Origin of the sequence: Bacillus sp. FSL K6-1033 (assembly GCF_038630765.1) — a bacterium.
GTDB classification, from domain to species: Bacteria; Bacillota; Bacilli; order Bacillales; family Bacillaceae; genus Bacillus; species Bacillus altitudinis.
On the sequence record NZ_CP152041.1, the window covers coordinates 3,285,613 to 3,311,860 of the forward strand.

General features: G+C 41.1%; 27 protein-coding genes. 13 read left to right on the plus strand and 14 right to left on the minus strand.

Annotated features, from left to right (window positions below; translation table 11 throughout):
• Positions 1-29 precede the first annotated feature (29 nt).
• Entirely contained in the window at positions 30-1,421 is a 1,392-nt protein-coding gene (locus tag MHH31_RS16850; RefSeq protein WP_281215500.1) for an MFS transporter, read from the minus strand.
• 218 nt (positions 1,422-1,639) lie between these two features.
• On the opposite strand from MHH31_RS16850, the gene MHH31_RS16855 reads away from it, so the two are divergent.
• The 5 genes from MHH31_RS16855 to MHH31_RS16875 all read left to right on the plus strand — a co-directional run bounded on the left by MHH31_RS16855 (position 1,640) and on the right by MHH31_RS16875 (position 5,723).
• Positions 1,640-2,485 carry a transporter substrate-binding domain-containing protein gene (locus MHH31_RS16855; RefSeq protein WP_338705111.1) on the plus strand — a complete coding sequence of 282 codons (846 nt, stop codon included), beginning with the start codon at positions 1,640-1,642 and terminating at the stop codon, positions 2,483-2,485.
• A gap of 41 nt (positions 2,486-2,526) precedes the next feature.
• Positions 2,527-3,204: an amino acid ABC transporter permease gene (locus tag MHH31_RS16860; RefSeq protein ID WP_007497584.1), complete on the plus strand. Its 678-nt coding sequence runs from the start codon at positions 2,527-2,529 to the stop codon at positions 3,202-3,204.
• Between the two features lie 10 nt (positions 3,205-3,214).
• On the plus strand, positions 3,215-3,955 hold the full coding sequence (locus MHH31_RS16865; RefSeq protein WP_008343342.1) for an amino acid ABC transporter ATP-binding protein: 741 nt from the start codon (positions 3,215-3,217) through the stop codon (positions 3,953-3,955).
• Positions 3,956-4,148: 193 nt separating this feature from the next.
• A complete protein-coding gene (locus tag MHH31_RS16870; protein WP_008343343.1) occupies positions 4,149-5,357 on the plus strand; it encodes an ammonium transporter in 1,209 nt (402 codons plus the stop codon).
• A gap of 18 nt (positions 5,358-5,375) precedes the next feature.
• Entirely contained in the window at positions 5,376-5,723 is a 348-nt protein-coding gene (locus MHH31_RS16875; RefSeq protein ID WP_007497589.1) for a P-II family nitrogen regulator, read from the plus strand.
• An 81-nt stretch (positions 5,724-5,804) separates the two neighbouring features.
• Here MHH31_RS16875 and MHH31_RS16880 read toward each other — a convergent pair whose 3' ends face one another.
• On the minus strand, positions 5,805-6,701 hold the full coding sequence (locus MHH31_RS16880; RefSeq protein ID WP_342495017.1) for a peptidoglycan DD-metalloendopeptidase family protein: 897 nt from the start codon (positions 6,699-6,701) through the stop codon (positions 5,805-5,807).
• A 127-nt stretch (positions 6,702-6,828) separates the two neighbouring features.
• Between MHH31_RS16880 and MHH31_RS16885 the strand changes: the two genes are divergently transcribed.
• The 5 genes from MHH31_RS16885 to rpsN all read left to right on the plus strand — a co-directional run bounded on the left by MHH31_RS16885 (position 6,829) and on the right by rpsN (position 9,786).
• Complete coding sequence (locus MHH31_RS16885) at positions 6,829-7,326, plus strand: GNAT family N-acetyltransferase (RefSeq protein ID WP_008343345.1); 498 nt, start codon at positions 6,829-6,831, stop codon at positions 7,324-7,326.
• A gap of 184 nt (positions 7,327-7,510) precedes the next feature.
• On the plus strand, positions 7,511-7,933 hold the full coding sequence (locus MHH31_RS16890; protein WP_212359710.1) for a DUF5362 family protein: 423 nt from the start codon (positions 7,511-7,513) through the stop codon (positions 7,931-7,933).
• Positions 7,934-8,073: 140 nt separating this feature from the next.
• A complete protein-coding gene (rpmG, locus tag MHH31_RS16895; protein WP_003214771.1) occupies positions 8,074-8,223 on the plus strand; it encodes a 50S ribosomal protein L33 in 150 nt (49 codons plus the stop codon).
• An 80-nt stretch (positions 8,224-8,303) separates the two neighbouring features.
• The gene (locus MHH31_RS16900; protein WP_041091417.1) at positions 8,304-9,500 is read left to right on the plus strand and encodes a GTP-binding protein; all 1,197 of its coding nucleotides are present in this window, start codon (positions 8,304-8,306) and stop codon (positions 9,498-9,500) included.
• Between the two features lie 16 nt (positions 9,501-9,516).
• Positions 9,517-9,786 carry a 30S ribosomal protein S14 gene (rpsN, locus tag MHH31_RS16905; protein WP_008343369.1) on the plus strand — a complete coding sequence of 90 codons (270 nt, stop codon included), beginning with the start codon at positions 9,517-9,519 and terminating at the stop codon, positions 9,784-9,786.
• A gap of 254 nt (positions 9,787-10,040) precedes the next feature.
• Here rpsN and moaA read toward each other — a convergent pair whose 3' ends face one another.
• Together moaA and fdhD are read right to left on the minus strand one after the other, a co-directional pair.
• Positions 10,041-11,048 carry a GTP 3',8-cyclase MoaA gene (gene moaA / locus MHH31_RS16910; protein WP_045033932.1) on the minus strand — a complete coding sequence of 336 codons (1,008 nt, stop codon included), beginning with the start codon at positions 11,046-11,048 and terminating at the stop codon, positions 10,041-10,043.
• Positions 11,049-11,058: 10 nt separating this feature from the next.
• Positions 11,059-11,847 carry a formate dehydrogenase accessory sulfurtransferase FdhD gene (gene fdhD, locus MHH31_RS16915; protein WP_342495018.1) on the minus strand — a complete coding sequence of 263 codons (789 nt, stop codon included), beginning with the start codon at positions 11,845-11,847 and terminating at the stop codon, positions 11,059-11,061.
• A gap of 134 nt (positions 11,848-11,981) precedes the next feature.
• Between fdhD and MHH31_RS16920 the strand changes: the two genes are divergently transcribed.
• Both MHH31_RS16920 and MHH31_RS16925 read left to right on the plus strand, forming a co-directional pair.
• Positions 11,982-13,247 (plus strand): OFA family MFS transporter, encoded by a 1,266-nt coding sequence (locus MHH31_RS16920; RefSeq protein WP_025208127.1) that lies wholly within the window; start codon positions 11,982-11,984, stop codon positions 13,245-13,247.
• 82 nt (positions 13,248-13,329) lie between these two features.
• On the plus strand, positions 13,330-15,678 hold the full coding sequence (locus MHH31_RS16925) for an FdhF/YdeP family oxidoreductase (RefSeq protein ID WP_212359702.1): 2,349 nt from the start codon (positions 13,330-13,332) through the stop codon (positions 15,676-15,678).
• 51 nt (positions 15,679-15,729) lie between these two features.
• Here the strand turns inward: MHH31_RS16925 and MHH31_RS16930 are convergent, their stop codons facing one another.
• From MHH31_RS16930 to MHH31_RS16955, 6 genes are all read right to left on the minus strand, one after another.
• Positions 15,730-16,404: a VWA domain-containing protein gene (locus MHH31_RS16930; RefSeq protein ID WP_342462056.1), complete on the minus strand. Its 675-nt coding sequence runs from the start codon at positions 16,402-16,404 to the stop codon at positions 15,730-15,732.
• Between the two features lie 77 nt (positions 16,405-16,481).
• The gene (locus tag MHH31_RS16935) at positions 16,482-17,180 is read right to left on the minus strand and encodes a VWA domain-containing protein (RefSeq protein WP_008343379.1); all 699 of its coding nucleotides are present in this window, start codon (positions 17,178-17,180) and stop codon (positions 16,482-16,484) included.
• 325 nt (positions 17,181-17,505) lie between these two features.
• Positions 17,506-18,528 (minus strand): stage II sporulation protein D, encoded by a 1,023-nt coding sequence (gene spoIID, locus MHH31_RS16940; protein WP_008343381.1) that lies wholly within the window; start codon positions 18,526-18,528, stop codon positions 17,506-17,508.
• 255 nt (positions 18,529-18,783) lie between these two features.
• The gene (gene murA / locus MHH31_RS16945) at positions 18,784-20,091 is read right to left on the minus strand and encodes a UDP-N-acetylglucosamine 1-carboxyvinyltransferase (protein ID WP_007497616.1); all 1,308 of its coding nucleotides are present in this window, start codon (positions 20,089-20,091) and stop codon (positions 18,784-18,786) included.
• Between the two features lie 32 nt (positions 20,092-20,123).
• The gene (locus MHH31_RS16950) at positions 20,124-20,858 is read right to left on the minus strand and encodes a YwmB family TATA-box binding protein (RefSeq protein WP_008343385.1); all 735 of its coding nucleotides are present in this window, start codon (positions 20,856-20,858) and stop codon (positions 20,124-20,126) included.
• A gap of 128 nt (positions 20,859-20,986) precedes the next feature.
• On the minus strand, positions 20,987-21,217 hold the full coding sequence (locus MHH31_RS16955) for a DUF1146 family protein (protein WP_025208130.1): 231 nt from the start codon (positions 21,215-21,217) through the stop codon (positions 20,987-20,989).
• A gap of 170 nt (positions 21,218-21,387) precedes the next feature.
• Between MHH31_RS16955 and MHH31_RS16960 the strand changes: the two genes are divergently transcribed.
• Positions 21,388-21,864, plus strand: a complete 477-nt coding sequence (locus tag MHH31_RS16960) for a hypothetical protein (protein ID WP_017360036.1) — start codon at positions 21,388-21,390, stop codon at positions 21,862-21,864.
• A 42-nt stretch (positions 21,865-21,906) separates the two neighbouring features.
• On the opposite strand, the gene MHH31_RS16965 is transcribed toward MHH31_RS16960, so the two are convergent.
• The 4 genes from MHH31_RS16965 to atpA all read right to left on the minus strand — a co-directional run bounded on the left by MHH31_RS16965 (position 21,907) and on the right by atpA (position 26,236).
• Positions 21,907-22,302 (minus strand): F0F1 ATP synthase subunit epsilon, encoded by a 396-nt coding sequence (locus MHH31_RS16965; RefSeq protein WP_008343393.1) that lies wholly within the window; start codon positions 22,300-22,302, stop codon positions 21,907-21,909.
• Positions 22,303-22,326: 24 nt separating this feature from the next.
• On the minus strand, positions 22,327-23,748 hold the full coding sequence (atpD, locus tag MHH31_RS16970) for a F0F1 ATP synthase subunit beta (RefSeq protein ID WP_008343395.1): 1,422 nt from the start codon (positions 23,746-23,748) through the stop codon (positions 22,327-22,329).
• A 24-nt stretch (positions 23,749-23,772) separates the two neighbouring features.
• Complete coding sequence (locus MHH31_RS16975; RefSeq protein WP_007497628.1) at positions 23,773-24,639, minus strand: F0F1 ATP synthase subunit gamma; 867 nt, start codon at positions 24,637-24,639, stop codon at positions 23,773-23,775.
• Positions 24,640-24,727: 88 nt separating this feature from the next.
• Positions 24,728-26,236: a F0F1 ATP synthase subunit alpha gene (gene atpA, locus MHH31_RS16980; protein WP_008343398.1), complete on the minus strand. Its 1,509-nt coding sequence runs from the start codon at positions 26,234-26,236 to the stop codon at positions 24,728-24,730.
• Positions 26,237-26,248 lie beyond the last annotated feature (12 nt).

Consider the following 26,248-nt stretch of genomic DNA (forward strand, 5'->3'; position numbering starts at 1 on the left):
CTTGCGATAAAGTATGGAAGACCTCTCTTCTACTTTATCCCAGCCGCTTTTTTCATTGTTTGTTTTCCTCTGACCATACTCGAAAAATAAAGGCTGACGCTAATGCCGACAAGGGAAATCATGATCAATGTCCAGCCTAATTGTTCAAAATGAGAACCTGCAATTTCCTCACCAAACAGCATGCCAAGCACGGCAGATGACAGAATGGAACCAAGGTACCTGCATGTTTGAAAAAGCCCAGAGGTCGTGCCAATCATTTGTTGAGGGCTCGCTTTTAACATCGCAGCTTGAAGCGCAACATTTCCAATCCCGTAACTGAGTCCAAGCAAAGCAAGAACCAGTCCTTTCCCCCAGAATGGCGCAGGAATAAAAAAGAAAGTCATTGCGGAAGCGCCGGCCAGCATCAGCACAGCACTTGCCAAAACAGGGTGCCGTTCATCGCCGCGATCTACCCACTTGCCAGTCAGCGGCGAGACCATTATGCTCACGCCAGACATGCAAAGCATAAAGAGACCTGTCATCTCCACACGCCAGCCCAATTCATCCTGAAAATAACTTGGCAAGCCAAAAAAGAGACAATAGAAGAAAATATTCAAAATGATAAATTGCACATACACAAGCGAAAGCCGTTTCTCCTGCCTGAACATCCGAATTTGGATAAATGGCTCATCCACCTGATATTCCCACCATATAAAAGCACCCGCACTCACAAGACAGAGAATGCCCTGTACATACTGAATACCATCAGATAGTGATAATAAAAAAGAAAGCAAAAGGACAATACAAACTGTAAATAGAAACATCCCTGGCAAATCAAGCTTTCGGACAGTGTCTCCGATACGCAATTTTTTCTTCTTCTCCTTAGGAAACAAGGAAAGGCCTAGAAAAAAACTGATCAATATGAATGGCAGATTCACTAAAAAGATCGCCGGCCAGCTGCCGATCGTCATCAAAAACCCGCCAAGTGTCGGCCCGAGTGCTGTCATCGCTGAAGCAAAGATGGACAATACCGCTAAAGCAGAAGCTTGTCGTTCCTTCACATGATCCCGAATCAGTCCAACACCTGAAGGATAGATCGCACTGCTTCCAATCGCCTGAAGAAGCCGGATCACAATCAGCACCGCAAAAGTCGGGGCAAACGGCGCACAAATGGCCGAGACTGCCACTAGAACTAGTCCAAATAAAAATAAGGTTCTTCGGCTCATCACATGATCTCCAATTCGTCCACTCACCGGCTGCGTGACCGCGCTGGCCAAATAAAAGGTTGAAATGAGCCAAGATACCGTCGTAAACGACAAACCGAACTCATGCTGAATTTGATGCAAGGCTAAAGAAATCATTGAGGAATTCAATGGATTTAACATCGTTCCAAAAGCAATCGCCGTTAAAAAGACTTTTCGATTGTCTTTCCATTTGATCATACACCCGCCCCCTTCTTTTGACATACACGTTCTTTGTCTATCTCCTCGTTATTATGAGATTCATTTCCCTTTTTTACCCTGATCAATTCAAGTTCTCTCTCCGAAAAGCAAGACATACATTTTAAAAAGGGCAAGTGTTGGAAAAGCGCATATAAAATTGAGAATATGAGGAACAAATGGTAAGATGCTACACATATTGAAAAGCCTACTTTCTCCTTATACGGAGAACGGCTGAAAAGGAGGAGAAGCTTATTATTAAAAAAAGACGGTTTTGGGTCCCAGCCCTTTTCTCGGTTGCAGTATTACTTCTGTCTTCGTGTGGTTCAAATGAAACAAATGGGAACGGAGATAAACGTAATTCTACAGCGAAAGGGTCGCCGATTTTGGAGGATGGGAAATTTATTTTTGCAGCATCAGGTGAATTCCACCCATTCAGTTACATGGATGGAAACCAGATGTCTGGCTTTGATATTGATGTCGGCAATGCGATTAGCGACAAGATGGGCCTAGAGCCTGTACAGAAAAAATATAAATTCGCAGGCATCGTCGAAGGCGTCAAAGCAGGTAAATTTGATGCCGCCATTGCAAGTCATACCATCAACGAGGAACGAAAAAAACACGTCCTTTTTTCTCAACCGTATTACTACTCAGGTTCGCAAATCTTCACAAGACCCGGCGCAGACATTCACAGTGCAGATGACTTAAAAAACAAAGAAATCGCTGTCTCTAAAGGTTCGTCTTATGCGGATATTGCCAAAGAACATAGCGGTCAGGAACCGAAATATTACGACAGTGATGTTGTCGCTTTAGAAGCACTAGCCAATGGCAAACACGATGCGGTCGTCACTGATTTTGCCACAGGGGCAGAAGCCATGAAGAAAAAACTAAAAATTGAAGCACAAGAAAGACTCGGGCAAAGTGAGCAAGCAATTGCTGTCTCTAAAGACAATAAAGAGCTCATAAAAGAAATCAACGATGCGATTGATGCACTCAAAAAAGACGGAACATTAAGACAAATTAGCGAAAAGTATTTTGACGAAGATATTACCGTCAAACAGGATTAAAACCACGATTGTGCGCCTTTCTCCAGGCGCACTTTCTTCAAATGGAGATGATTGTTTTGCCTACCTTATCACATTTTTTTCAAACGCTGATTGATTCTAGAGGCGTTTTCTTAGAAGGAATGCTGCTCACCTTACAACTCACTGTCATCAGTATTTTCATCGGCATGTTCATCGGGCTTTTCTTTGCCTTACTAAAAATATCCCGCGTGGCCGTTTTCGGTTATATCGCAAATGCCTATATCTTCCTTGTACGCGGGACACCACTCATTGTGCAGATTTTCATCCTGTATTTTGGGCTTACAGAATTAAATATACCCGACTTTTGGGCAGCCTCTATTGCGCTTGCCTTCCATAACGGTGCCTATATAGCAGAAATATTCAGAGGGGCGATTCAATCAATCGATCAAGGTCAAAAAGAAGCAGGACGTTCTCTTGGCATGGGGCGATTTCTAACCATGAGACGTATCATTCTCCCGCAAGCGATGCGGCGCGCCCTTCCCCCTCTCGGCAATCAGTTTATCATCGGCTTAAAAGATTCATCACTTGCTGCCTTCATCAGCGTCAATGAACTCTTTAACATAGCCACCACTCAAGGCTCCAACAGTTTTGACAACATGACGTACTTACTTGTCGTGGCTGTCTATTACTTAGTTCTTGTCCTGCTGCTAACATTCGCTGTGCAAACCGTTGAGAAGAAACTATCAGTCAGTGATCATTAGGAGGAGAAGCATGACAGAATCAAAAGAGATCATTCGTGTTGAAAAACTGAATAAATACTTTGGAGAACTGCATGTCTTAAAAGATATCGACCTCACTGTATATGAAAATGATGTCGTCGTCTTAATTGGTGCAAGCGGCTCTGGGAAAAGCACCTTGCTCCGTTGTATGAATTTTTTAGAAATAAAAAATGACGGTCAGATCATCATTGATGGCAGTCCCGTTCATCCAAAACGAGATCAATTAAACGAAATGAGGCAGAAAATAGGCATGGTGTTTCAGCATTTTAATCTCTTCCCGCACAAAACCGTGCTTGAAAACATCATCGAAGCACCGGTTATGGTGAAAAAAACAAAGAAAGCACAAGCGATAACTGAAGCCAATGTCTTATTAGAAAAAGTCGGACTAGCGGATAAAGCAAAAGTGTACCCTTCAAAGCTATCAGGCGGTCAAAAACAGCGTGTTGCCATCGCACGAGCTCTTGCCATGAAGCCCGATGTCATGTTATTTGACGAGCCCACTTCTGCGCTGGACCCAGAGCTTGTAGGCGAAGTGCTGCAAACCATGAAAAGTCTTGCCAAAGAAGGCATGACAATGGTCATCGTCACTCATGAAATGGGCTTCGCAAAAGAAGTAGCTGACCGAGTTGTTTATATGCATGAAGGACGAATTGTCGAACAAGGTACCCCATCAGAATTATTTGATTCCCCTCAAGAGGAGCGAACCAAATTGTTTCTCAGTTCGATTTTATAGGTCAAATGCCCTTTATTTTTCGTCGTTCATACACGTTTATTCTCATTTTTTACGAACTTTTCATCCATTTATATTGATAATGACCAAAAAACCATGTTAGATAAACTTACACGAATATGTTATATATGACTTTTCTCTCTATAATGAAGAATTAAGAAATCTATTAATTCTGAATGATTCGGGGGAATGCAGCATGCAAATGGGTGATACAGTATTTATGTTCTTCTGCGCACTACTCGTGTGGTTAATGACACCGGGTTTAGCCTTATTCTACGGAGGACTTGTGAGAAGTAAAAACGTGTTAAGTACGACAATGCACAGCTTAACCTCACTAGCCATTGTCTCTATCGTCTGGATCGTGTTTGGCTATTCACTGGCCTTTGCGCCAGGCAATGCATGGATCGGAGGCTTTGACTGGGTTGGACTAAAAGGAGTTGGCTTTGAACCTGGTTCATATAGTGATACGATTCCACATTCATTGTTCATGATGTTCCAAATGACCTTTGCTGTCCTCACAACAGCCATTATCTCTGGTGCCTTCGCTGAACGTATTCGTTACTCAGCGGTGGTCGTGTTTACACTCCTTTGGGTCACATTTGTATACGCTCCAGTCGCACACTGGGTATGGGGTGGCGGCTGGATTGGCGAAATGGGAGCACTTGACTTCGCCGGTGGAAACGTCGTCCATATTTCATCCGGTGTGGCTGGTCTAGTCGTAGCCATTGTTCTCGGGAAGCGAAAAGAAGCGGCAAGTTCTTCTCCGCATAACTTGATCTACACACTTCTTGGCGGAGCTGTGATTTGGTTTGGCTGGTTTGGGTTTAACGTAGGAAGTGCCCTCACATTAGATAGTGTCGCCATGTATGCCTTTATTAACACAAATACAGCAGCTGCTGCAGGAATCATCGGCTGGCTGTTAGTCGAATGGATGATCAACAAAAAACCAACGATGCTAGGTGCAATCTCTGGAGCCATTGCAGGCCTAGTAGCGATTACACCTGCCGCAGGTTTTGTCACACCATTTGCTTCGATTATCATCGGAATCATCGGCGGAATCGTTTGTTTCTGGGGCGTCTATTCACTTAAAGCCAAGTTCGGCTATGATGATGCACTGGATGCATTCGGTCTGCACGGAATCGGCGGTACGTGGGGAGGCATTGCTACAGGCCTTTTCGCCACTACATCTGTCAATGATGGCGGAGCCAACGGCTTATTTTACGGCGATCCAAGCTTACTTTGGAAACAAGTTGTCGCCATCGTGGCCACATACGTCTTTGTTGCAGTTGTCACATACGTGATCATCAAAGTCGTCAACATCTTCTTCAAGATTCGCGCAACTGAAGAAGAAGAATCAGTCGGTCTTGATTTAACGATGCACGGCGAAAAAGCATATCAAGATTAAAGAAAAAGGGGTGCCTCTATGAGCAAAATGTATAAAGTGGAGATTGTCACACGTCCAGCTAATTTTGAAACATTAAAGGTGGAGCTTGGAAAGATTGGTGTCACCTCGATTACCTTTTCCAATGTGCACGGTTGCGGATTACAAAAGGGACATACGGAACTATACCGTGGCGTCAAAAAGGAAAGCAATGTGTACGAACGTTTAAAGATTGAAATCGTCTTAAGCAAAGTACCTGTTGAACAGGTCGTGGAAACGGCTCAAAAGGTACTTCGTACAGGAGAACCAGGGGATGGGAAGATTTTTATATATGAGATAGAAAATACAATCAACATTCGGACAGGTGAAGAAGGACCTGCCGCCTTATAATCCATCCTCCGCCGAGTGCGGGGGATTTTTTAAGACAGAAAAAAACCTCTGCATATTCATATACACAGAGGCTGCAAGGTATTAAGATTGTTTTGTTTCTTCTGACTGACTGCGGTCTTTAGAGGAATCAGAAGACTTTTCTTGATCAGAGGATTTCCCCTTCTCATCAGACTTATCTTCAGATTTTTCTTCAGCCGGCTCTTTTGCCTTATCGTCAGCAGGAGGTTCCTTCGTTTTTTCATCAACCTTTGGCTGAGCAGGTTCTTTTGCTTCTTCCGTCACTTCTTGCGCTGCTTTTTCAATGGAAGAAACAGGCTTATCAATGAAGCTAAGTGGATTAAGCGCTAAACCTTCCATACGAATTTCAAAGTGAACATGATTGCCGCTTTCAGCACCGTATAGATTCTTACCAGAAGCACCGATGACATCATTCTGCTTTACTTCATCGCCTTCTTTTACACTCACTTGAGACAACGATTGATAAACAGTAGACAATCCATCTTCATGTTCAATTTCAACAACGTGACCGAGAACTGGATCTTTTTTCGCCTGAACGACTGTTCCACTAAGAGCAGCTGTGACATCAAACACTTTGCCATCTTTATCTGCAAGATCAATACCTTTGCTTAAGGTATAGGTGTTATTATAGTTTACAAGTGCTGCTTCTTTTTCTTTTTGATCAGCATCTGCTTCATAGAACTTTTTCACGACAGAAACATTCTCAGAATTCTGGACCGGCATAGCGACATTTTCAATTGGCTTTCCAACTTCAACGGCATCATCACGTTGTTCTTGTCCTGTTTGATTTCCATCAGATAGTTGGTCTTTCACATCTTTCGATACAGCTTGATACCAAAGAACGGCTGTTAACACGACCGCTGCGCTGACCAAGTAAATAGCAGGGAATACCCAGCGCTTACGGAAAAATTGCTGAACTTTTGTGATTTTGGAAGTACGTTTCTTTTCTTCCTCTCTCATTTTTCATCACCTCAGCAACATTCTGAACACTTTTCAAAAAATATATACACACGAAATTATTTTTCTTTTTATTTTGCGCAATCGCATCAATAATATGTATGATGAATGAAAAAAGATGGGGGTACATATGGTGAAGACTTTCAACCGCATGGCAACAGAAGATGACCTCAAAGAGATCGTCGATATCTACAATTCAACGATTGCTTCAAGAGAAGTAACGGCCGATACAGAACCTGTTACAGTAGAAGACCGCCGTCAGTGGTTTTTGAATCATTCAGAGAAACGTCCTCTCTATGTGAAAACAGATGAGGAAGGAAATATCTACGGCTGGCTCAGTTTTGAAACGTTTTACGGCAGACCTGCATACAACGGTACTGTTGAAATGAGTATTTATTTGAACCAAAACTATCGAGGAAAAGGTTTAGGGTCATTGTTCTTACAAGAGGCGCTCGAATTGGCACCCTCATTAGGCATCCGAACGTTACTTGCCTTTATTTTCGGCCACAACGAAGCCAGCATCAAATTATTTAAGAAGCACGGCTTTGAGACTTGGGGACATTTGCCACGCATCGCAGAAATGGACGGCAATCGGTACGACTTAGATATTTTAGGAAAAGAGTTATAAACGGAGCGTCTCTTGAAGAAAGAGACGCTTTGTCTTCTTTTCAGATTGATAGTTCGAAAATCATTTAATTATCATAAAAAGTAAATAAATGATGAAAAAAAATCAATTGATCAACATTCACTCTTCCTAAAGTACTACATGCTCCAGTATGATAAAGAATGAGTACATAAAGGAGTGAACACAATTGCAACAAACTGAGAAAATCATTCAATCTCTTCATTCAATAACAAAGTGGGGAAAGGTTGGGAGCATCTTTCTCTATATTTCAGGTGGTCTATCCATCCTCAGTGGGTTTTGGCTTGTTCTTCCTGCTGCCATTGGCGTTTTTCTGATTATGATGGGAATACATGTCCAAAAATCCGTGAAAGCAGCTGAACAATTGATTCAAGCGCCTGATACTTCTTACGAAGAATTATTGGAACAATATGCTAAGATGATGAAAATGCAAACACTGTTTGCGATTTCAAGTATTGCCGCCGTTATTCTCTCATTCATCGCTATCGTTTTGATGTTTATACTAGGCGGACTAGCCTTTCTCCAAGACCTCCCTACTGATGTCCAACAGTACGAAGATTATTACGAAGAAGAACTTGGTGACTTTTATTAATGAAAAGGGGTATCAATGAAATACGATACCCCTTTTTTATTTGAGTTGGCATAGACTTGATACTAAACTTGACAATCAGCCTTTATCATTTTAAAATACAAATCGTAATCATTACGAAATAAAGGAGGATTATAGCAATTATGCGCGTGAAAATCACCTTAGCCTGTACTGAAACAGGTGACAGAAACTATATCACTACAAAAAATAAACGAACGAATCCAGACCGATTGGAGTTAAAAAAATATTCTCCACGATTAAAGAAATACACCCTTCATCGGGAAACAAAATAATTTTTAAGATTTAAATCGTAATCATTACTATATAAGTGAGGCGGCATACAAAATGAGCATGTTCAAAAGGACTAAAACAAATGGATAAAAGAATACCTGTCACAGTTTTAAGCGGCTTTTTAGGAGCTGGAAAAACCACGATATTAAATCATGTTCTTCAGAATCGTAAAGGCCTAAAAGTAGCTGTTATTGTCAATGACATGAGTGAAATAAACATTGATGCGGAATTAGTTAAGCAAGGCGGCGAACTCTCTCGATCAGATGAGAAACTGGTTGAACTATCTAATGGTTGTATTTGTTGCACATTGAGAGAAGATTTATTAATTGAAGTAGAACGCCTTTGTAAGGCTGGGAATATCGATTATATTGTCATTGAATCTACGGGTATTAGTGAACCAATTCCTGTCGCTCAAACTTTCTCTTACATTGATGAAGAAATGGGCATAGATTTGACACGTTTTTGCAGATTAGACACGATGGTAACGGTGGTAGATGCAAACCGTTTCTGGACAGATTTCCAGTCAGGAGAAAGTTTATTGGATCGTAAAGAAGCAGTTTCAGATGATGATGAACGAGAGATTTCCGATTTGCTTATTGATCAAATTGAATTTTGTGATGTGCTCATTATCAATAAATGTGATCTTGTATCAGCATCAGAACTAGATCGGCTTGAGCACGTGTTAACCAAACTTCAACCAGAAGCAGCCATTATTAGAACCTCTAAAGGTAACGTACAACCTAGTGATATTTTGAATACTGGTTTATTCGATTTTGAAAAATCTAGTGCTTCTGCGGGCTGGATCAAAGAAATTAATGCTGGACACTCTCAGCATACGCCTGAAACAGAAGAATACCAAATCTCATCTTTTGTTTATGAAAGAAGGCTCCCTTTTCATACTGGCAGACTGAATGCATGGTTAGATCAAATGCCAGAGCAAATCGTTCGAGCGAAAGGATTTACATGGCTAGCGACACATCATGATTTAACCATTTTAATTTCACAAGCTGGAAAATCTGTGGCAATTGAACCAATCGCATACTGGATTGCTGCCTTGCCTGAGCAAGAACGATCACGGATCTTAAATCAGGAACCAGACATTCTAGATGAGTGGGATGCAGAGTTTGGTGATCGACATACAAAACTTGTCTTTATCGGTGTAGATTTACCTAAAGCAGATATTATTCGTACACTAGATCAATGCTTACTTACACCTGAAGAATTTGATCAAGATTGGACAACGTTTGAAGACCCCTTTCAATGGAACATACACACTTAAACCAGGAGGGTTTTAAATGGCAAAGAAATCAAAAATAGCAAAAGAAAAAAAGCGGCAGCAGCTCGTTTTGAAATATGCACAATTAAGGAAAGAGCTAAAAGAAAAAGGTGACTATGAAGCTTTGCAGAAACTACCTAGAGACTCTTCACCCACTCGCTTAAAAAACCGCTGTGAATTAACTGGCCGTCCTAGAGGTTACTTGAGAAAATTTAAAATGTCTCGAATTGCTTTTCGTGAGCTTGCCTATAAAGGACAGATTCCAGGAGTGAAAAAATCGAGTTGGTAAAGATTGATTTGATCTTAGCATAGTTCCTATCAATGTAAAGCAGGACAAAATGAATAAAAATCTCTTTTTCATCCTTACTCCGTCAATTTTGAGGTACAAAATAGCATTTTAAAAAACAGCAGAATCTCTGCTGTTTTTTTATGGGGCCGAGCCTTATAGGAAAGATTGTCCTGATGTTAAAAGAAGATTTTCAACAGTGATTATAGCATTTTCTCTTCTTTTCAAAAATCGATGATCATGATACTTTGTTGTCATTACCCGCCGATGTAGGACATCTCAACTTTTTTCTGATCTTTCTTTTGCTCTCTCTCAGCTGAATATTGATCCTGTCTGTTTGACCAAAGTTCCTTCAATATGTTCACTAGGTATTCATCATTTTCTGAATTACGGATGAATCGTCTCAGATCAAAACCCGATGATGCAAAAAGACAGGTGAATAATTCGCCACGTGCAGATAGTCTAGCTCTATTACACGATCCACAAAAAGCATCTGAAACGGAAGAAATAATGCCAATCTCTCCTGACCCATCCTCATAAAAATAACGATTGGCTACTTCCCCTTGATATCGAGGAGGTTCTGGTTTGATAGGGTATTTTGAATGAATTAGCTCCATAATCTCTTTTTTCGTCAATACATGCTTGAGATTCCATTTGTTCGTATTGCCAACATCCATGAATTCAATAAATCGTAGAATGTGTCCTTCTTTTTTAAAATAGGCTGCCATTGGTAAGATATCTTGATCATTCACACCTTTTTGGACAACCATATTGATCTTAATAGCAAGTCCAGCTTTTTTTGCAGCCTCTATCCCATCAAATACTTTTTGGATAGAGATGTGTCTTCCATTCATCTGCTTAAAACGATCTGGATTTAAAGAATCTAAACTAATGGTGACTCTATTCAAACCTGCTTTCTTTAGCTTATCTGCGTACAAAGGTAACAGCGTTCCATTGGTTGTCATCGCGATGTCTTCAATACCTGGAATTTTTGCGAGTTTTTCTATCAAAACGGGCAAATCTTTACGCATTAAAGGTTCACCGCCTGTAATACGTAATTTCACCACACCTAATTCCTTTGCAAAAAGCGCAGCAAGTCGTTCAATTTCCTCGAAGCTAAGCAGCTCTTCTTTATCTAAAAAAGGATAATCTGGTCCAAAGATTTCAGCAGGCATACAGTACGTACATCTAAAATTACAGCGATCTGTTACGGATATTCTTAAATCGCGCAATGGTCGATGTCTTTTATCCAAAATACTGACCATACTTAGCCTCCTATTCTGTAATACGCTGATGATGAGTATAGATATTAAAAGATTCTCCTCTTACGAATCCAACTGTTGTTATATTTAATTCTTCTGCCATTTTAAGTGCTAACTCAGTAGGAGCTGATTTTGATATGACGATTGATACTCCTAATTTTGCTGCCTTCAACAGAACTTCAGATGATATCCGGCCGCTAAATACAAGGATTTTATCTCTCAGTGGGATTTTATGAAGTAAACAATATCCATAGATTTTATCCAACGCATTATGCCGTCCTATATCCGTCCTAGTGATGAATAGCTTTTCTGTATCACACAGTCCAGCATTATGGACACCACCAGTATGTTGAAATAACTGACTTTCCTCCTGTAAACATTTCATTAAATGAATACAAGTTTCAGCAGAAATACTGATTCGGTCAATGGCTGTTTTTGCCATCTTCACATCTTGGAGAAAATAAAAATGTCTTCCTTTCCCACAGCAAGATCCGATCACTCGTTTTGTAAAATCTGAGGATTGGAACTGAGTTGTGTGATGTAAGTCAACATATGCAAAACCCATACTTTCATCTATTGTAAACCTTTTAATCTCTTTTTCAAATCGAATGACTCCTTCTGAAGCTAAAAAACCGATCACCAATTCTTTCAAATGATCCGGTGAACAAACGAGTGTGACAAACTCTTCACCATTCACCAGCACGGTTAAAGGGAATTCTTCTACAACTTCATCTGTTTTACATGTCATTTGACCTTTGCGATATTGGTGTATGCGCCGTTTCGTTTTAACAGAAGGATTCATGATCTGATCTTCCTTTCAACACAAATTTAGTTATATGAACCAGACGAATTGTGATATTATTTTAAAAAGTCATAAAAATGTAACATATTTCTATCTTATCAAACTTTTTGTTTGCTTTATATGGAGGGAACACAATGAATAAAACAAAAAATCGTTGGCTGATCGCTACAAGTGCTGTGGGGATTCATTTATCTATCGGATCTGTTTATGCATGGAGTGTTTTTACGAATCCTTTACATCAAACCTTTCAATGGTCATTAACAGAAATAAGCCTGACATTTAGCATCGCTATTTTATTTTTAGGTTTATCAGCTGCCTTTATGGGGCATTTCGTTGAAAAGTATGGGCCGAGGGCATCAGGGCTCTTCTCAGCTATTTTCTTCGGCATTGGGATGACTGGATCAGGGTTTGCTGTCCACATGTCTTCATTACCTCTCCTCTATTTATTTTATGGTGTACTCGCTGGAATCGGATTAGGTGTAGGCTATATTGCTCCAGTATCAACATTAGTCAAATGGTTTCCAGATCGAAGAGGACTCGCAACGGGTTTAGCCATTATGGGTTTTGGGTTTGCTTCTCTGATTTGCAGTCCCATTATTCAATTTCTCATTGAAAAAGTTGATATTGCAAACACCTTCTATATTCTCGGAATCTCTTATTTTATTATCATGGTCGTTTCATCTCTTTATTTATCACCACCAACACCTGATGATGTCAAACAATTTAACGTGCTAAAAACAAGCCAAAGGAAAATTCCTCAAGATTTATCACAGCTCACCGCAAATGAAGCCATTAAAACACGGCGTTTTTATTATTTGTGGGTCATGCTCTTTATTAATATCACATGCGGAATTGCTATTATTTCTGTAGCATCACCGCTTGCTCAAGAAAGTGTTGGTTTCACGGCGGGTGCAGCAGCTACTCTTGTTGGAATTTTAGGTGCTTTTAATGGGCTAGGACGGATCGGATGGGCATCCTTCTCTGATTATATCGGAAGGCCAAATACGTATACGATTTTCTTTACTATACAGCTCATTGCTTTTCCCTTACTTCCCTACTTAAAAGAACCGCTCATCTTTTCAATCGTGATGGCGATCATTTATACGTGCTACGGAGGAGGGTTTGCTTCAATTCCAGCCTATATCGGAGATTTATTTGGTACGAAGCAGCTAGGTGCCATACACGGTTATATTCTCACCGCTTGGGCCGCTGCTGGTTTAGCAGGACCTTTATTTTCCTCCTTTATTCGTGACATTACAGGCAATTACACACAAAGTCTTATGGTCTTCTCTGGCCTATTTTTCATTGCGTTTATCATATCTCTTCTCATTCGGAAGGATATTAAACAACTTCGTGAATCAAATCTTACTGCTCCTTCTTCTGTCACGGTCCGCTCTTAATATGAATTTGACAGAATGACAATCTACAGGTAATTTTTAGATGTGAAAACGCTTTACAAAATGATAGGAGGGTGACGATATCATGGGAAAAACAAAACACAAGGGGCCTATTAAACTCAACAAAAAACCCTCACCAAAGCTATGGGCCTCTTTTGCTCCTATGGGGCTCGGAAAAGTAAAACCGAAACACATTCGAGACACGATGAAAGTGGCATGGGAGAACAAAGATAATCTCCCTTATGCGTACCGTATATTGACTCAGGGCGTTTGTGACGGCTGTGCTCTTGGTGTATCAGGTTTATACGATCAAACACTAGCAGGACCCCATATATGCACTACAAGACTGAATGTGCTACGGCTTAACACAATGCCAGCTATTGATCCAAAATGGTTCGAAGATATTGAGCGGCTCAAACAAATGGATAGCACGTCTCTTCGAAAACTTGGGCGTATTCCTTATCCCCTGATTCGAAAAAAAGGTGAGAATGCTTTTACACGCATTTCTTGGGATAATGCATTAGATCAAATCGCCGCTAAAATCAAATCAATTGATAAACGTCAGCTTGCTTTCTATTTAACGGCTAGAGGGATTACAAATGAAGTGTACTATACTGCGGCGAAAGCTGCGCGATTTATTGGAACAAATCATATCGATAATGCTTCTCGTATTTGCCATTCACCAAGCAAAACCGCTCTAAAACGCTCCCTTGGTATAGGTGCATCCAGCTGTAATTACAGTGATTGGATTGGAACAGATGTATTGATATTTTGGGGCTCTGTTGCAGCAAACAACCAGCCGGTTTCGACTAAATATATGTACGCCGCTAAAAAGAAAGGAACCAAAATCATTGTCATCAATCCATATAAAGAGCCTGCAATGGAAAAATATTGGGTCCCTTCTATTCCAGAAAGTGCTTTATTCGGCACAAAAATAGCGGATGATTTTTATCAAGTCAATATAGGCGGCGATATTGCGTTTATGAATGGTGTCATCAAACATTGGTTTGATATGGAGGAGCAAGCGCCCCATTCCGCTCTTGATCATGAATTTATCCAAGCGCATACAACCGGCATAAAAGATGTAAAGCAGCATGTCACTCAGTTAAAATGGTCGGATCTCGAAGCATCGTCAGGCTTATCTAAAGAAAGAATGAAGGAATTCGCTGTACTGCTTGCCAATGCCAATTCAGGCGTGTTTATTTGGAGTATGGGTCTCACTCAGCATCGCTTTGCAACTGATAATATATCACAAGTCGCAAACCTTGCCATGTTACGCGGATTTATTGGCAGAAAACATTGTGGCGTTATGCCTATTCGTGGCCATAGCGGTGTCCAAGGTTCAGGCGAAATGGGTGCTGATCCATTCGTATTGCCCGGCAGTGATTTTGATGAAGAGAATATTAAAAGAATCGAGAAGATATGGGGATTTGATATTCCAAAATGGCATGGTGACACGATTGGGCAATCATTTGAAAAAATGGCTCTTCCAAAAGAACACCCGCAAAAGCTGAAGATGCTGTTTACTAGCGGTGGAAACTTTTTAGAAACGATGCCAAATCCAGAAGCGATTGAAAAAGCACTATCCGAACTTGAACTCCGTGTCCATCAAGATATTATTTTGAACACCTCTACACTGGTAGAAGCAGAAGAGACTGTGATTGTTCTGCCTGCAATGACAAGATATGAACAGCCAGGCGGCGGTACATCAACCAGTACGGAACGCATGGTGTATTTCAGTCCGGAAATTGAAGGGCCTCGCATTGAAGAAGCTAGAGCTGAATGGGACATTTATATTGACCTAGCAAAAAGAGTTCGCCCAGAAGACGCGAAGCTGATTCATTTTGACCATGCTGAAGACATTCGCCGTGAGATTGCCATCGCAAATCGGAACTATGATGGGATCCAGCATTTGCGTCATAAAGGGGATGTCTTTCAATGGGGTGGCGCATGGCTTTGCGAAGATGGGGTGTGTCCAACACCGGATGGAAAAGGACACCTACTCCCAGCACAGCTGCCTCAATACCGAAAAACTGAGGGGCATTTCAATATCACGACAAGACGAGGCAAGCAATTCAACTCTATGATTTACAGTGAAAAGGATGCCTTTAATGGTGGAAAGCGGCATTCTATCTTGATGAATGAAGAAGATGCGAAAGAGCTTTACGTCCAAGAAGGCGATCCCGTTGTCCTTTTTAATCAATATGGATCCTACCAAGGAGTTGCTCAATTCGGAGAGCTGAAACGTGGAAATATCGCAGTTTATTGGCCTGAAGGAAACGTGTTAATACCAAAAGGGGTTTACGAAAGCTATTCTCAGATTCCAGAATACAATACCACCGCAATATTAGAAAAAGCCGAAACCTTTCATGCAAGAAAAGATCAGCACTACGTGGAGAAACGGATTGATGAATTGGAAACGACTTTAAATTGATCCTTAATGAAAAAACAGCTGGGGGTTTCTCCCCAGCTGTCTATTCACATCCTATTGACCAAAAGAGTTCGCTTCTTTTTGAAGAATATGATTCAATTCTTCTGCATTTGCTGCTGGTTGATATTGTCCACCACCAGATTTGGCAACAGATTTTAGACTTTTTGCTTCTTTTTCATTTACATCGAAGCCAATGATATTGACGATTGTGTCAATACCTTCTTCATGTAATTGCTTTGCTGCTTGTGATGGGCTTCCGCCACATGTTTCCTCACCATCGCTGACAACATATACAATATTTTTTCCTTTAGCTTGGTGATCTTCAAAATCTTGTTTCGTATCAGTTAATGCTTTGGCAAGTGGTGTCCATCCTGTTGGACCATACACATTTAGCGCTTGTTGAAAGGTTGCTTGCTCATATGTTCCAAATCCATAAACTGCTTCGGAACTTGCACAAGAAACGGCTTTTCCTGCATTTTTATTCGTTCCTTCATGACCAAAAACACGAAGCAAGACTTGTGTATCTTCTGATAAAATACTTGCGAAACTTTGGATCGAGCGTTTGGCGATATCGATTTTCTTTTCGCCTTCAACCGATTGTGCCATGCTTCCGCTTAAATCAAGTAAAATCACCACATGAGCAGGCTCCTTTTTCGTTACAGCATGAGCTGGTGAAGAAAGAAGCAGAACAAGACTCGCTAAAATGGTTAATATAATATTTCTTTTCATTAAAAAATCTCCCTTTTTTTCATTTGTACAGAAAAAGAGAAACGAAAGCATCAATCGTTTCCCTTTTCTTCAGCAAGTTATTCGTGTAGTTTTAATGATTCTGCTGTAAGGATAGAACCCATTTCTTTCCCTGTGCTTGCTTGGTAGTAATGACCTTTACCAGCTTTAGCTACTTGCTTCAATTGACCTTCATAGCCATCGTTAAAGTCTAATCCAATCACATTGACTACAGTAGATCCTTTTGAGTTATGAAGCTCTTTCGCTACTTTCACTGGATCTCCACCACAAGTTTCTTCACCATCAGTAATTAAGTACACAATGTGTTTTGTTCCCTTATGAAGCTGCTTATCCGCTTGCTTTGCACTTTCAAGAGCACGTGCAATCGGTGTCCAGCCATTTGGTCCAAGACCGTTTAGAGAGTTTTCGAAACTATCCTTTTCATAAGGCTGAACGCCATAAACGCCTCTAATGACTTCACATGATTGGGCTTTACCTGAGTTTTTGTTGTTTCCTTCAGACCCAAACAAGCTCATACGGATTTTAGCATCTTTCGGAAGAGACTGAGCAAATTTAAATACCTCTTGTTTTGCTAAATCGAATTTGCGCTCTCCATCCACTTTTCTTGCCATACTTCCACTTGCATCAAGTAAGATCGTCACTCTTACATCTTTCTTATGTTTTTTGGCTGATGCTGCTTCTGCAAATACTGGTGAAGAGATTGACATTGATAATGTCAATACAGCTAAGGTTACGAGTGTAAATACTTTTTTCAACATGCTTTTCCTTCCTCCTTATGTATTTGATTGAAACATCTTAATCGTAAAATATTCTGTCTTGGAATGGTATAGGACTCGATCCCTTTTTCTCTTTCATCAAAATCACTAAAATTCTGTCAGATGTCTAGATATATTCACCTAACGACTCTTTTGTCACCCTCGTTTTCTCATTCTTTCGAGGGGCTTTGTATCGGCCATCGGTTCTTGTCGGGATGTAAATGTTTAAGATTTCCTGAGGTGCGCCTTAAGTCGCAATTTGTCACATTCTGTTCAAACCTCTTCACACATAAAAAAAAGATGCCCCCATTTTGAGGCACCTTTGCTTTTATTTCTTAGCCATATATGTGTTCAGAAAGCGATCAGCTGATTCAATTTTTATCCCTTGATAATAATGTTTCACGATCGCCTCTACTTTTTTGCCTGACTGTGCCATATAATGTGCACCATACTGACTCATGCCCACACCATGGCCATACCCTTTTGTCGTAATCACGATTTGCTGACCCTTTCGTTCCCATGTAAAGTCTGCAGAGTGCAATCCTAGTGATTCGCGAATGTCTCTGCCCGACAATGTTTTTCCGTTAATGACGGCTTTGGCTACTTGATTGCCTGGTGTTCGTTCTACAATTTCTCCCACCTGCTGCTGGCCAAGGGTCACACCCAGTTTTTGCTGAAATTCACTCACTGTGATGGTTTTCTTGTTTTGAAATTTGGGTGATTTTTCGTCCCATTTGCTTGAGACGCTTTTCAAATAAGGGATTTCATTTTTCCAATAAGCTTCTGCATTTTCGGTTTTCCCATTACTTGTTGAAAAGAAGGAAGCATCAATTGGTTTTTCGTCATACGTCAGTACTTTCCCTTGTGTACTGGCGACCGCTTCTGTGACCTTTTTTAATTTCCAATTGTACGCTTTTCCCCAAATTTTCTTCAGTTCCTGTTTATTTTTGTACACTTGGAACATTTGGGTGTCATCTACAAGAGAACCCTGTGGAGATTTGACGGTTTTATCAATGATCATTTGTCTGACGATATACGTTCTAGCGGCGAGTGCCTGTGCCTTGAGCGCCTCTATTTCAAAATCGGCTGGCATTTCAGAAGCGACGACACCGATCACATACTCTTCTAAGGGGATGTTTTCTACCTGCTGATGCGCTGAACGGTAGACGGGAATGGAGACGGGTGATTGTTTCAATTTGACTGAACCTTTCACTTCTTTTTTAACTGATGGTTCTGCTGCTACGTGTTGGCTGGCTGCTGGTTTTCCTTGGAACGTCGGCAACACGAGTAAGGTTGGAATCATTAAAATGATGATGCAAATTCCTGCGATTGTCCATATCATTGGTTTCATATTGGCTGCCCCCATTTGTCATTGAATCTCTTTTATCCTATGGGCAAGGACAAGCTAATATGACAGCTTCTTTCATTCATTGGACAAGTCTTTTGGTGATATGTTTGTGCTCTTCATCATTTGATTTACTGTTCGTCTGTATGAATAAAATTTAAAATGATTGGATACACTAATGATAAGCTTTTGAAAATGAAACCAGTCTATGATTCTAAAAAAATCAGCATGCCCAAATGGACACACTGATTTCTTTTATGATTATGCGTTTAGATCTGATACAACTTGTTCTTGTGTCACATCTGCTGATTCATCATTTACTCTTTCAATGTCTGCACCGATTGCTGCTAGTTTTTGGTGGAAGTTCACATATCCACGGTCAATATGCTTCAATTCAGTGACACGTGTATGACCTTCTGCCACTAATCCAGCAAGTACAAGTGCTGCTCCTGCTCTTAAATCAGTCGCTGCCACTTCAGCACCTTGAAGTTGAACAGGTCCATTGATTATCACAGAGCGACCCTCAATTTTAATATCGCCATTCATGCGGCGGAATTCTTCAGCATGCATAAAACGATTTTCAAACACAGTTTCTGTGATCATGCTTGTTCCGTTCGCACGAAGCAATAGCGCCATCATCTGAGATTGCATATCCGTTGGGAAACCAGGATGCGGCATTGTTTTTAGATCGATTGGCTTGAGCTCAGATGGTCCAATGACTCTTAAACCTTCTTCTTCTTCAATGATCTGAATACCCATTTCTTCCATTTTCGCCACAAGTGAAGTCATGTGCTCAGGCACAGCGCCTTTTACAAGAACATTTCCTTCAGTAATGGCTGCTGCCACCATAAACGTACCAGCTTCAATTCGGTCAGGGATGATGTTGTGTTTTGCACCGTGAAGTGTTTCTACACCTTCGATTTTGATTGTACCAGTTCCAGCCCCGCGAACCTTACCGCCCATGGCATTGATGTAGTTTGCCAAATCAACAATTTCAGGTTCTTTTGCTACGTTTTCTAAAATCGTCGTTCCTTCAGCCAATGCTGCTGCCATGATGATGTTTTCAGTTGCCCCTACACTTGGGAAATCCAAATAGATTTTTGCACCTTTTAAACGGCCATTTACTTCAGCCTCGATGAAACCATTACCTACTTGAATTTTAGCTCCCATTGCTTCAAAGCCTTTTAAATGCTGATCAATTGGTCTTGAACCAATCGCACAACCACCAGGTAATGCAACTCTTGCATGACCTGTTCTAGCTAAAAGTGGTCCCATGACGAGCACAGATGCTCTCATTTTACGGACGTACTCAAACGGAGCCTCAGTTTCTAGTGCATGAGATGCATCTACTGATACTTCGTTATTTTCAAAATGTACTTCTGCTCCTAAATGACGTAACACTTCATTGATTGTATATACATCGGAGAGCGTAGGTACATCACAAATTACGCTTTTTTCTGTACTTGCTAACAAAGATGCAGCGATAACTGGTAAAACGGCATTTTTTGCGCCTTCTACTTTAACTGTGCCGTTTAACTTTTGACCGCCGCGGACGATGATTTTTTCCAAGGTCTTCCCCTCCGCGTCCCAAATTCTCTATATTAATATTCAGTCGTTACGATTGGTGTGCCAACCGTAATCGTATGATTTTCGTTCATTTCCGAACTTCTGATGGCAATTTGAACATTCATTTTATCATTTGAAGTCATAATGAACTGTTCCCACTTCTCTGTGTAAGCGGAAAGCGACACAAAATTAGACTCAACGAGATACTCAACAGGTTTTGCTTGAAATTCATTTGCTATCATTTCAGCTTTTTTTTGCAAAACAACATCCATCATACCATTTACATGACCATCGAGACAAGTAAAAATCACAAATTTTTCTTGTAATATGCTTTTTGCATGACGTACGAACTGATCATATGTATGCTCCCAGGTATTCAGTGGGCGAGCACCTTTTTGCTCATATAATAAATACGACTTTTGGTTTGATTTTGTGTCGGTCTTCACGAGTAAAATTTTCGATAATGTATCATTTTTTTCATCTTTGTAAATTCCTGTGACTTTGGTGACATGTTTCTCTTTTTTTTCGGTCCACTCATACTGTCGTAGTTCGTCTTTCAAACGTTTCACTTTTTTTGAAAATTGTTCGGATGAAATGTCTATATTTGTTTTGGCATGAAGCGTCCATCCACTTACTTCGATTTGCTGGTTTTTCATACCTTCTGCTATTTGGGCGAGCGTGGATGTTTCTTCCGCCCGAACACCTTGAATCATCAGAACAAAAAAAAGAATAAATGCAAATAATGGCCAACCTTTTAAATACTTTCTCACTTGTCATTCCCCCTTGCTACAAGTGTTGCCGCAAGGAGATCAATGCATACGTGGAAAAGTCATCAAAGGCCATATTTTTGACACTTCTTTTTACGTTCCCGCAGAAGGCAGTGACCAAACCTTTTATGTTAAAACATATAAGGGATTTGTCTGGAGAAATTTAAATAATCAAGGAAGAAATTGCTGACTGCCGATGCAATAGCAATCGTGATCAGCATCATGAGCAATCTAGCTTGAATAATTTTTCCTTTTTTAATCAGTGGATCGATATTCACCGCAAGCAATGCCCACCACGTAATGGCAATAAAAAATAGGTGGATCACAATACTGACAATTGCTTGTTGTCCTACGTCTTCCATACACTTGAATCCTCCTTTTATTGATTTCTGTAAAGGAAAACTCCCTTTCATTATATCCTCCAAAATCGGAAAGATGAATCATTTGGAAAAAAGAGCTACATTTAGAGTGAATCCCCTCTTATTCTGATGCGAAGGAGATGATATACTGCGGTGGAAGGAGCTGATCATATTTGAAAGATTCTTTTCCTGACTTTGTTGATTTGTACGGAGAACTGGTTCCCTCATTTGAACATGAATGGGAAGCCATTGCTTTCTACTTTGATTATAGACAGACACAGCTAGAAGAATTAGCACAATTGTGTCATTTTCATAACATTTCTTTGGATTACTCAGAGGAAAGCCTTTATCAGTTAGAGTCATTATACTTCGATGCCTTCCGTCAGCAGCTTTTTGCTGAGTGGAAAATGCCTATTGATGCATTGGAAGCGATGTTAAGTGTGTACATGGGTGAGGTTGTCATCAAGCATCATTCAGATGCTGATTGGGTCGTGCGGCCTTATATGGACTCTTCGCACCAATATACGCTTGGCTTACGCAGAAATAATAAAACATGGCATTGCAGTACGCAATTTTGCGAGCAGTTATATCTAGAAAAGCAAGCATCTCATCCTTATGTGTCGATGTATCAATCTCTCATGTCATCCTAAAAAAAATCCTTCTTATCACAGTGATAAGAAGGATTTTCTGTTTTATTTCCCTGCTACATTTAAACGGTTTAATGCCCGTTTTAATGCGAGTTCCGCCCTGCGTACATCACTTTCATTCGGGTGGTTCAAATGCTCTTCAGCACGCTGTTTCGCTGATTTTGCACGATCTACATCAACTTTGTCTGATGTTTCAGCAGCCTGAGCAAGAATGGTTACTTTTTCAGGGCGAACTTCAACAAATCCACCGCTTACTGCAACCAATTCAGTTGATCCACTATGTTTTAAGCGAACTGCACCGATTTTTAGCGGAGCAACCATTGGAACGTGGCCAGCTAAAATCCCAAGCTCACCGCTTTCTGCTCTTACACTGACCATTTCCACATCCGCTTCATACACTGGGCCGTCGGGAGTAACGATATTGACTTGAACGGTCTTCATGCTTTTACCCTCCTAAGGACCAGATTAGGCCTCTACACCCATCTCTTTGGCTTTTTCAACCACTTCTTCAATGCGGCCGACTAAGCGGAATGCATCTTCTGGAAGGTGATCGTATTTACCAGATAAGATTTCCTTGAAGCCTTTAACAGTTTCTTGCAATGGCACATAAGAACCTTTTTGGCCAGTGAACTGTTCTGCTACGTGGAAGTTTTGAGATAGGAAGAATTGAACACGACGAGCTCTGTGTACCACAAGCTTATCGTCCTCAGATAATTCATCCATACCTAAAATGGCAATGATATCTTGCAATTCTTTATAACGCTGCAATGTTTGCTGAACTTCACGCGCGATCGCATAATGCTCTTCGCCAACAATCTCAGGTGCAAGGGCACGAGATGTTGAAGCAAGTGGATCTACCGCTGGGTAAATCCCCATCTCTGTCAACTTACGCTCAAGGTTTGTCGTTGCATCAAGGTGAGCGAACGTTGTAGCTGGAGCTGGATCTGTATAGTCATCCGCAGGTACATAGATCGCTTGAATCGATGTAACCGATCCTACGTTTGTAGACGTGATACGCTCTTGAAGTTGACCCATTTCTGTTGCAAGAGTTGGCTGATAACCTACCGCTGAAGGCATACGTCCAAGAAGGGCTGATACTTCAGAACCTGCTTGTGTAAAACGATAGATGTTATCGATGAAGAACAATACGTCTTGACCTTGTTCATCACGGAAATGCTCTGCCATTGTCAAACCAGTTAGAGCTACACGCATACGTGCACCTGGTGGCTCGTTCATTTGACCGAAGACCATCGCTGTTTTTTCGATAACGCCAGAATCTTTCATTTCGTAGTAAAGGTCATTTCCTTCACGTGTACGCTCTCCAACACCAGCGAATACAGAAATACCGCCGTGTTCTTGTGCGATGTTGTTGATCAATTCTTGAATCAGAACGGTTTTACCAACACCGGCTCCACCGAATAGACCGATCTTTCCACCTTTGATGTAAGGAGCAAGAAGGTCAACAACTTTGATACCTGTTTCAAGAATTTCAACTTCTGTAGAAAGTTGATCAAAAGAAGGCGCTTGTCTGTGGATTGGGTCTCTTTGCGCTTCCACACCAAGTGGCTCATCTAAGTCAATGTTATCTCCCAGTACGTTGAATACACGTCCAAGTGTTACGTTACCAACTGGTACTGAAATTGGTTTTCCAAGGTCTACAGCTTCCATACCGCGCTTCACACCGTCTGTTGATGCCATTGCGATGGTTCTCACTGTATCATCACCTAAATGTAGTGCTACTTCTAAAGTTAAGTCGATATCAACTTCACTTTCGCTTTCCGCTTTATGCGAAACTTTGATCGCATTATAAATCTCAGGCAAGTGACCGTCTTCAAAACGAACGTCTACGACTGGTCCCATGATCTGACTGATGCGTCCTGTTTTCATTGCATTCCCTCCTGACAATTATTTCTATTCTAAGGCAGCTGCTCCGCCGACAATTTCTGTAATCTCTTGTGTAATCGCTGCTTGACGAGCACGGTTGTAAGAGAGTGTCAGGCTGTCGATCAATTCTTTTGCGTTGTCTGTTGCACTCTTCATTGCTGTCATCCTTGCAGCATGTTCACTTGCTTTGCTGTCAAGAAGCGCACCGAAAATCAAACTCTCTGCATATTGAGGAAGGAGAACTTCAAGAATTTCTTCTTCAGAAGGCTCAAACTCATAAGATGCGGAACGTTTATTTGGTGTCGCTGCGGCCGAAAGGTCCGTTAGCGGCAATAATTTTTTCTCTGTTACTTCTTGCGAAATGGCACTGACGAAATGGTTATAGAACATGTAAAGCTCATCAAACGCTTCATCAGAGAACATTTGCACTGTACTGCTTGCTAATTCTTTAATATCAGCAAACGCTACTTCGTCTCCAAGCCCTGTGACTTCAGAAATAACTGGAATACCACGCTTTTTGAAGAAGTCGCGTCCGATTTTACCAATCACAATCACCGCATATTCATCAGCAGATTGATGACGAGATTGAATGGCTTGGTAAGCGGCACGTAAAATCGAGCTGTTAAAAGGTCCTGCAAGTCCTCGATCAGATGTAATGACGAGATACCCTGTTTTCTTAACAGGTCTTGAAAGAAGCATTGGGTGCTTAGCACTTGTTCCAGTTGCGATTGCCGCAACGACTTCTTGGATTTTCTCCATGTAAGGAACAAAGGACTTCGCATTATTTTCAGCACGATTCAGTTTCGCAGCTGATACCATTTGCATCGCTTTTGTGATCTGACTCGATTTTTTTGTTGACGTGATCCTTGACTTAATATCGCGTAATGAGGCCAAAGATTTCACCACCTTTTTTCAGGAATCCGTGTTCATTTACGTGAAAAGAGAGAAAAAGAGAATCTTTTTCTCTCGGAAAGATTACTAATTAGTTGCTTGGTGCAAACGTACGTTTAAAGCCTTCGATCGCTGCTTTCCACTCTTCATCAGCAGGCATGTTTCCTGTTTGAGAGATTGTGTCAAACAAGTCTTTATGGTTTTCTTCAATGTACATGAATAACTCAGCTTCAAAGCGTTTGACATCAGCAATCGCTACATCATCTAAGTATCCTCTTGTCAGTGCATAAAGAATCGCTACTTGTTTTTCAACTTTCAGCGGTTTGTTCAAGTCTTGTTTTAAGACTTCAACTGTTCTAGCACCACGGTTTAATTTGGCTTGAGTCGCTTGGTCTAGATCAGATCCAAACTGAGCGAATGCTTCAAGCTCACGATAAGAAGCAAGATCCAGACGAAGTGTACCTGCTACCTTTTTCATCGCTTTGATTTGTGCAGAACCACCTACACGAGATACAGACAATCCTGCGTTTACCGCTGGACGTACGCCTGAGAAGAAGAGATCCGATTGTAAGAAGATCTGTCCATCTGTGATTGAGATAACGTTTGTTGGGATATATGCAGAGATATCACCAGCTTGCGTTTCTACGAAAGGCAATGCTGTGATAGAACCGCCACCCTTTTCATCACTAAGCTTCGCTGCACGCTCTAATAAACGAGAGTGAAGATAGAAAACATCACCAGGGAATGCTTCACGGCCTGGAGGACGACGAAGCAATAATGAAAGCTCACGGTAAGCTGCCGCTTGTTTAGAAAGGTCATCATACACAACAAGCACATGCTTGCCGTTATACATGAATTCCTCACCCATCGTTACACCTGCATAAGGAGCAAGGTAAAGAAGTGGAGCTGGCTGTGATGCAGAAGCTGTGACAACGATTGTGTAGTCAAGCGCACCATGCTTACGAAGTGTTTCAACAACACCACGAACAGTTGATTCTTTTTGTCCGATCGCTACATAGATACAGATCATGTCTTGATCTTTTTGGTTCAGGATCGTATCGATTGCAACAGATGTTTTACCTGTTTGACGGTCCCCAATAATCAATTCACGCTGTCCGCGTCCGATTGGAATCAAGGCATCAATTGCTTTAATTCCCGTTTGAAGCGGCTCATGTACCGATTTACGATCCATAACGCCTGGTGCTTCACTTTCAATTGGACGTGTTTTGCTTGTTAAAATTGGACCTAGTCCATCAACAGGCTGACCAAGTGGGTTCACAATACGTCCGATTAACTCTTCTCCTACTGGAACCTCCATGATACGACCTGTACGTTTTACGTCGTCACCTTCACGGATATCTTTGTAAGGTCCTAAGATTACGATACCTACGTTAGACTCCTCAAGGTTTTGAGCCATACCCATTACACCGTTAGAGAACTCAACAAGCTCTCCTGCCATAATGTTGTCAAGGCCATGTACACGCGCGATACCGTCCCCTACTTGAATGACTGTACCGACATCTTTTACTTCAATTTCAGATTGATAGTTTTGGATTTGCTGCTTTATCAGCGCGCTAATCTCTTCAGCTTTGATACTCACTAAGGTTTCACC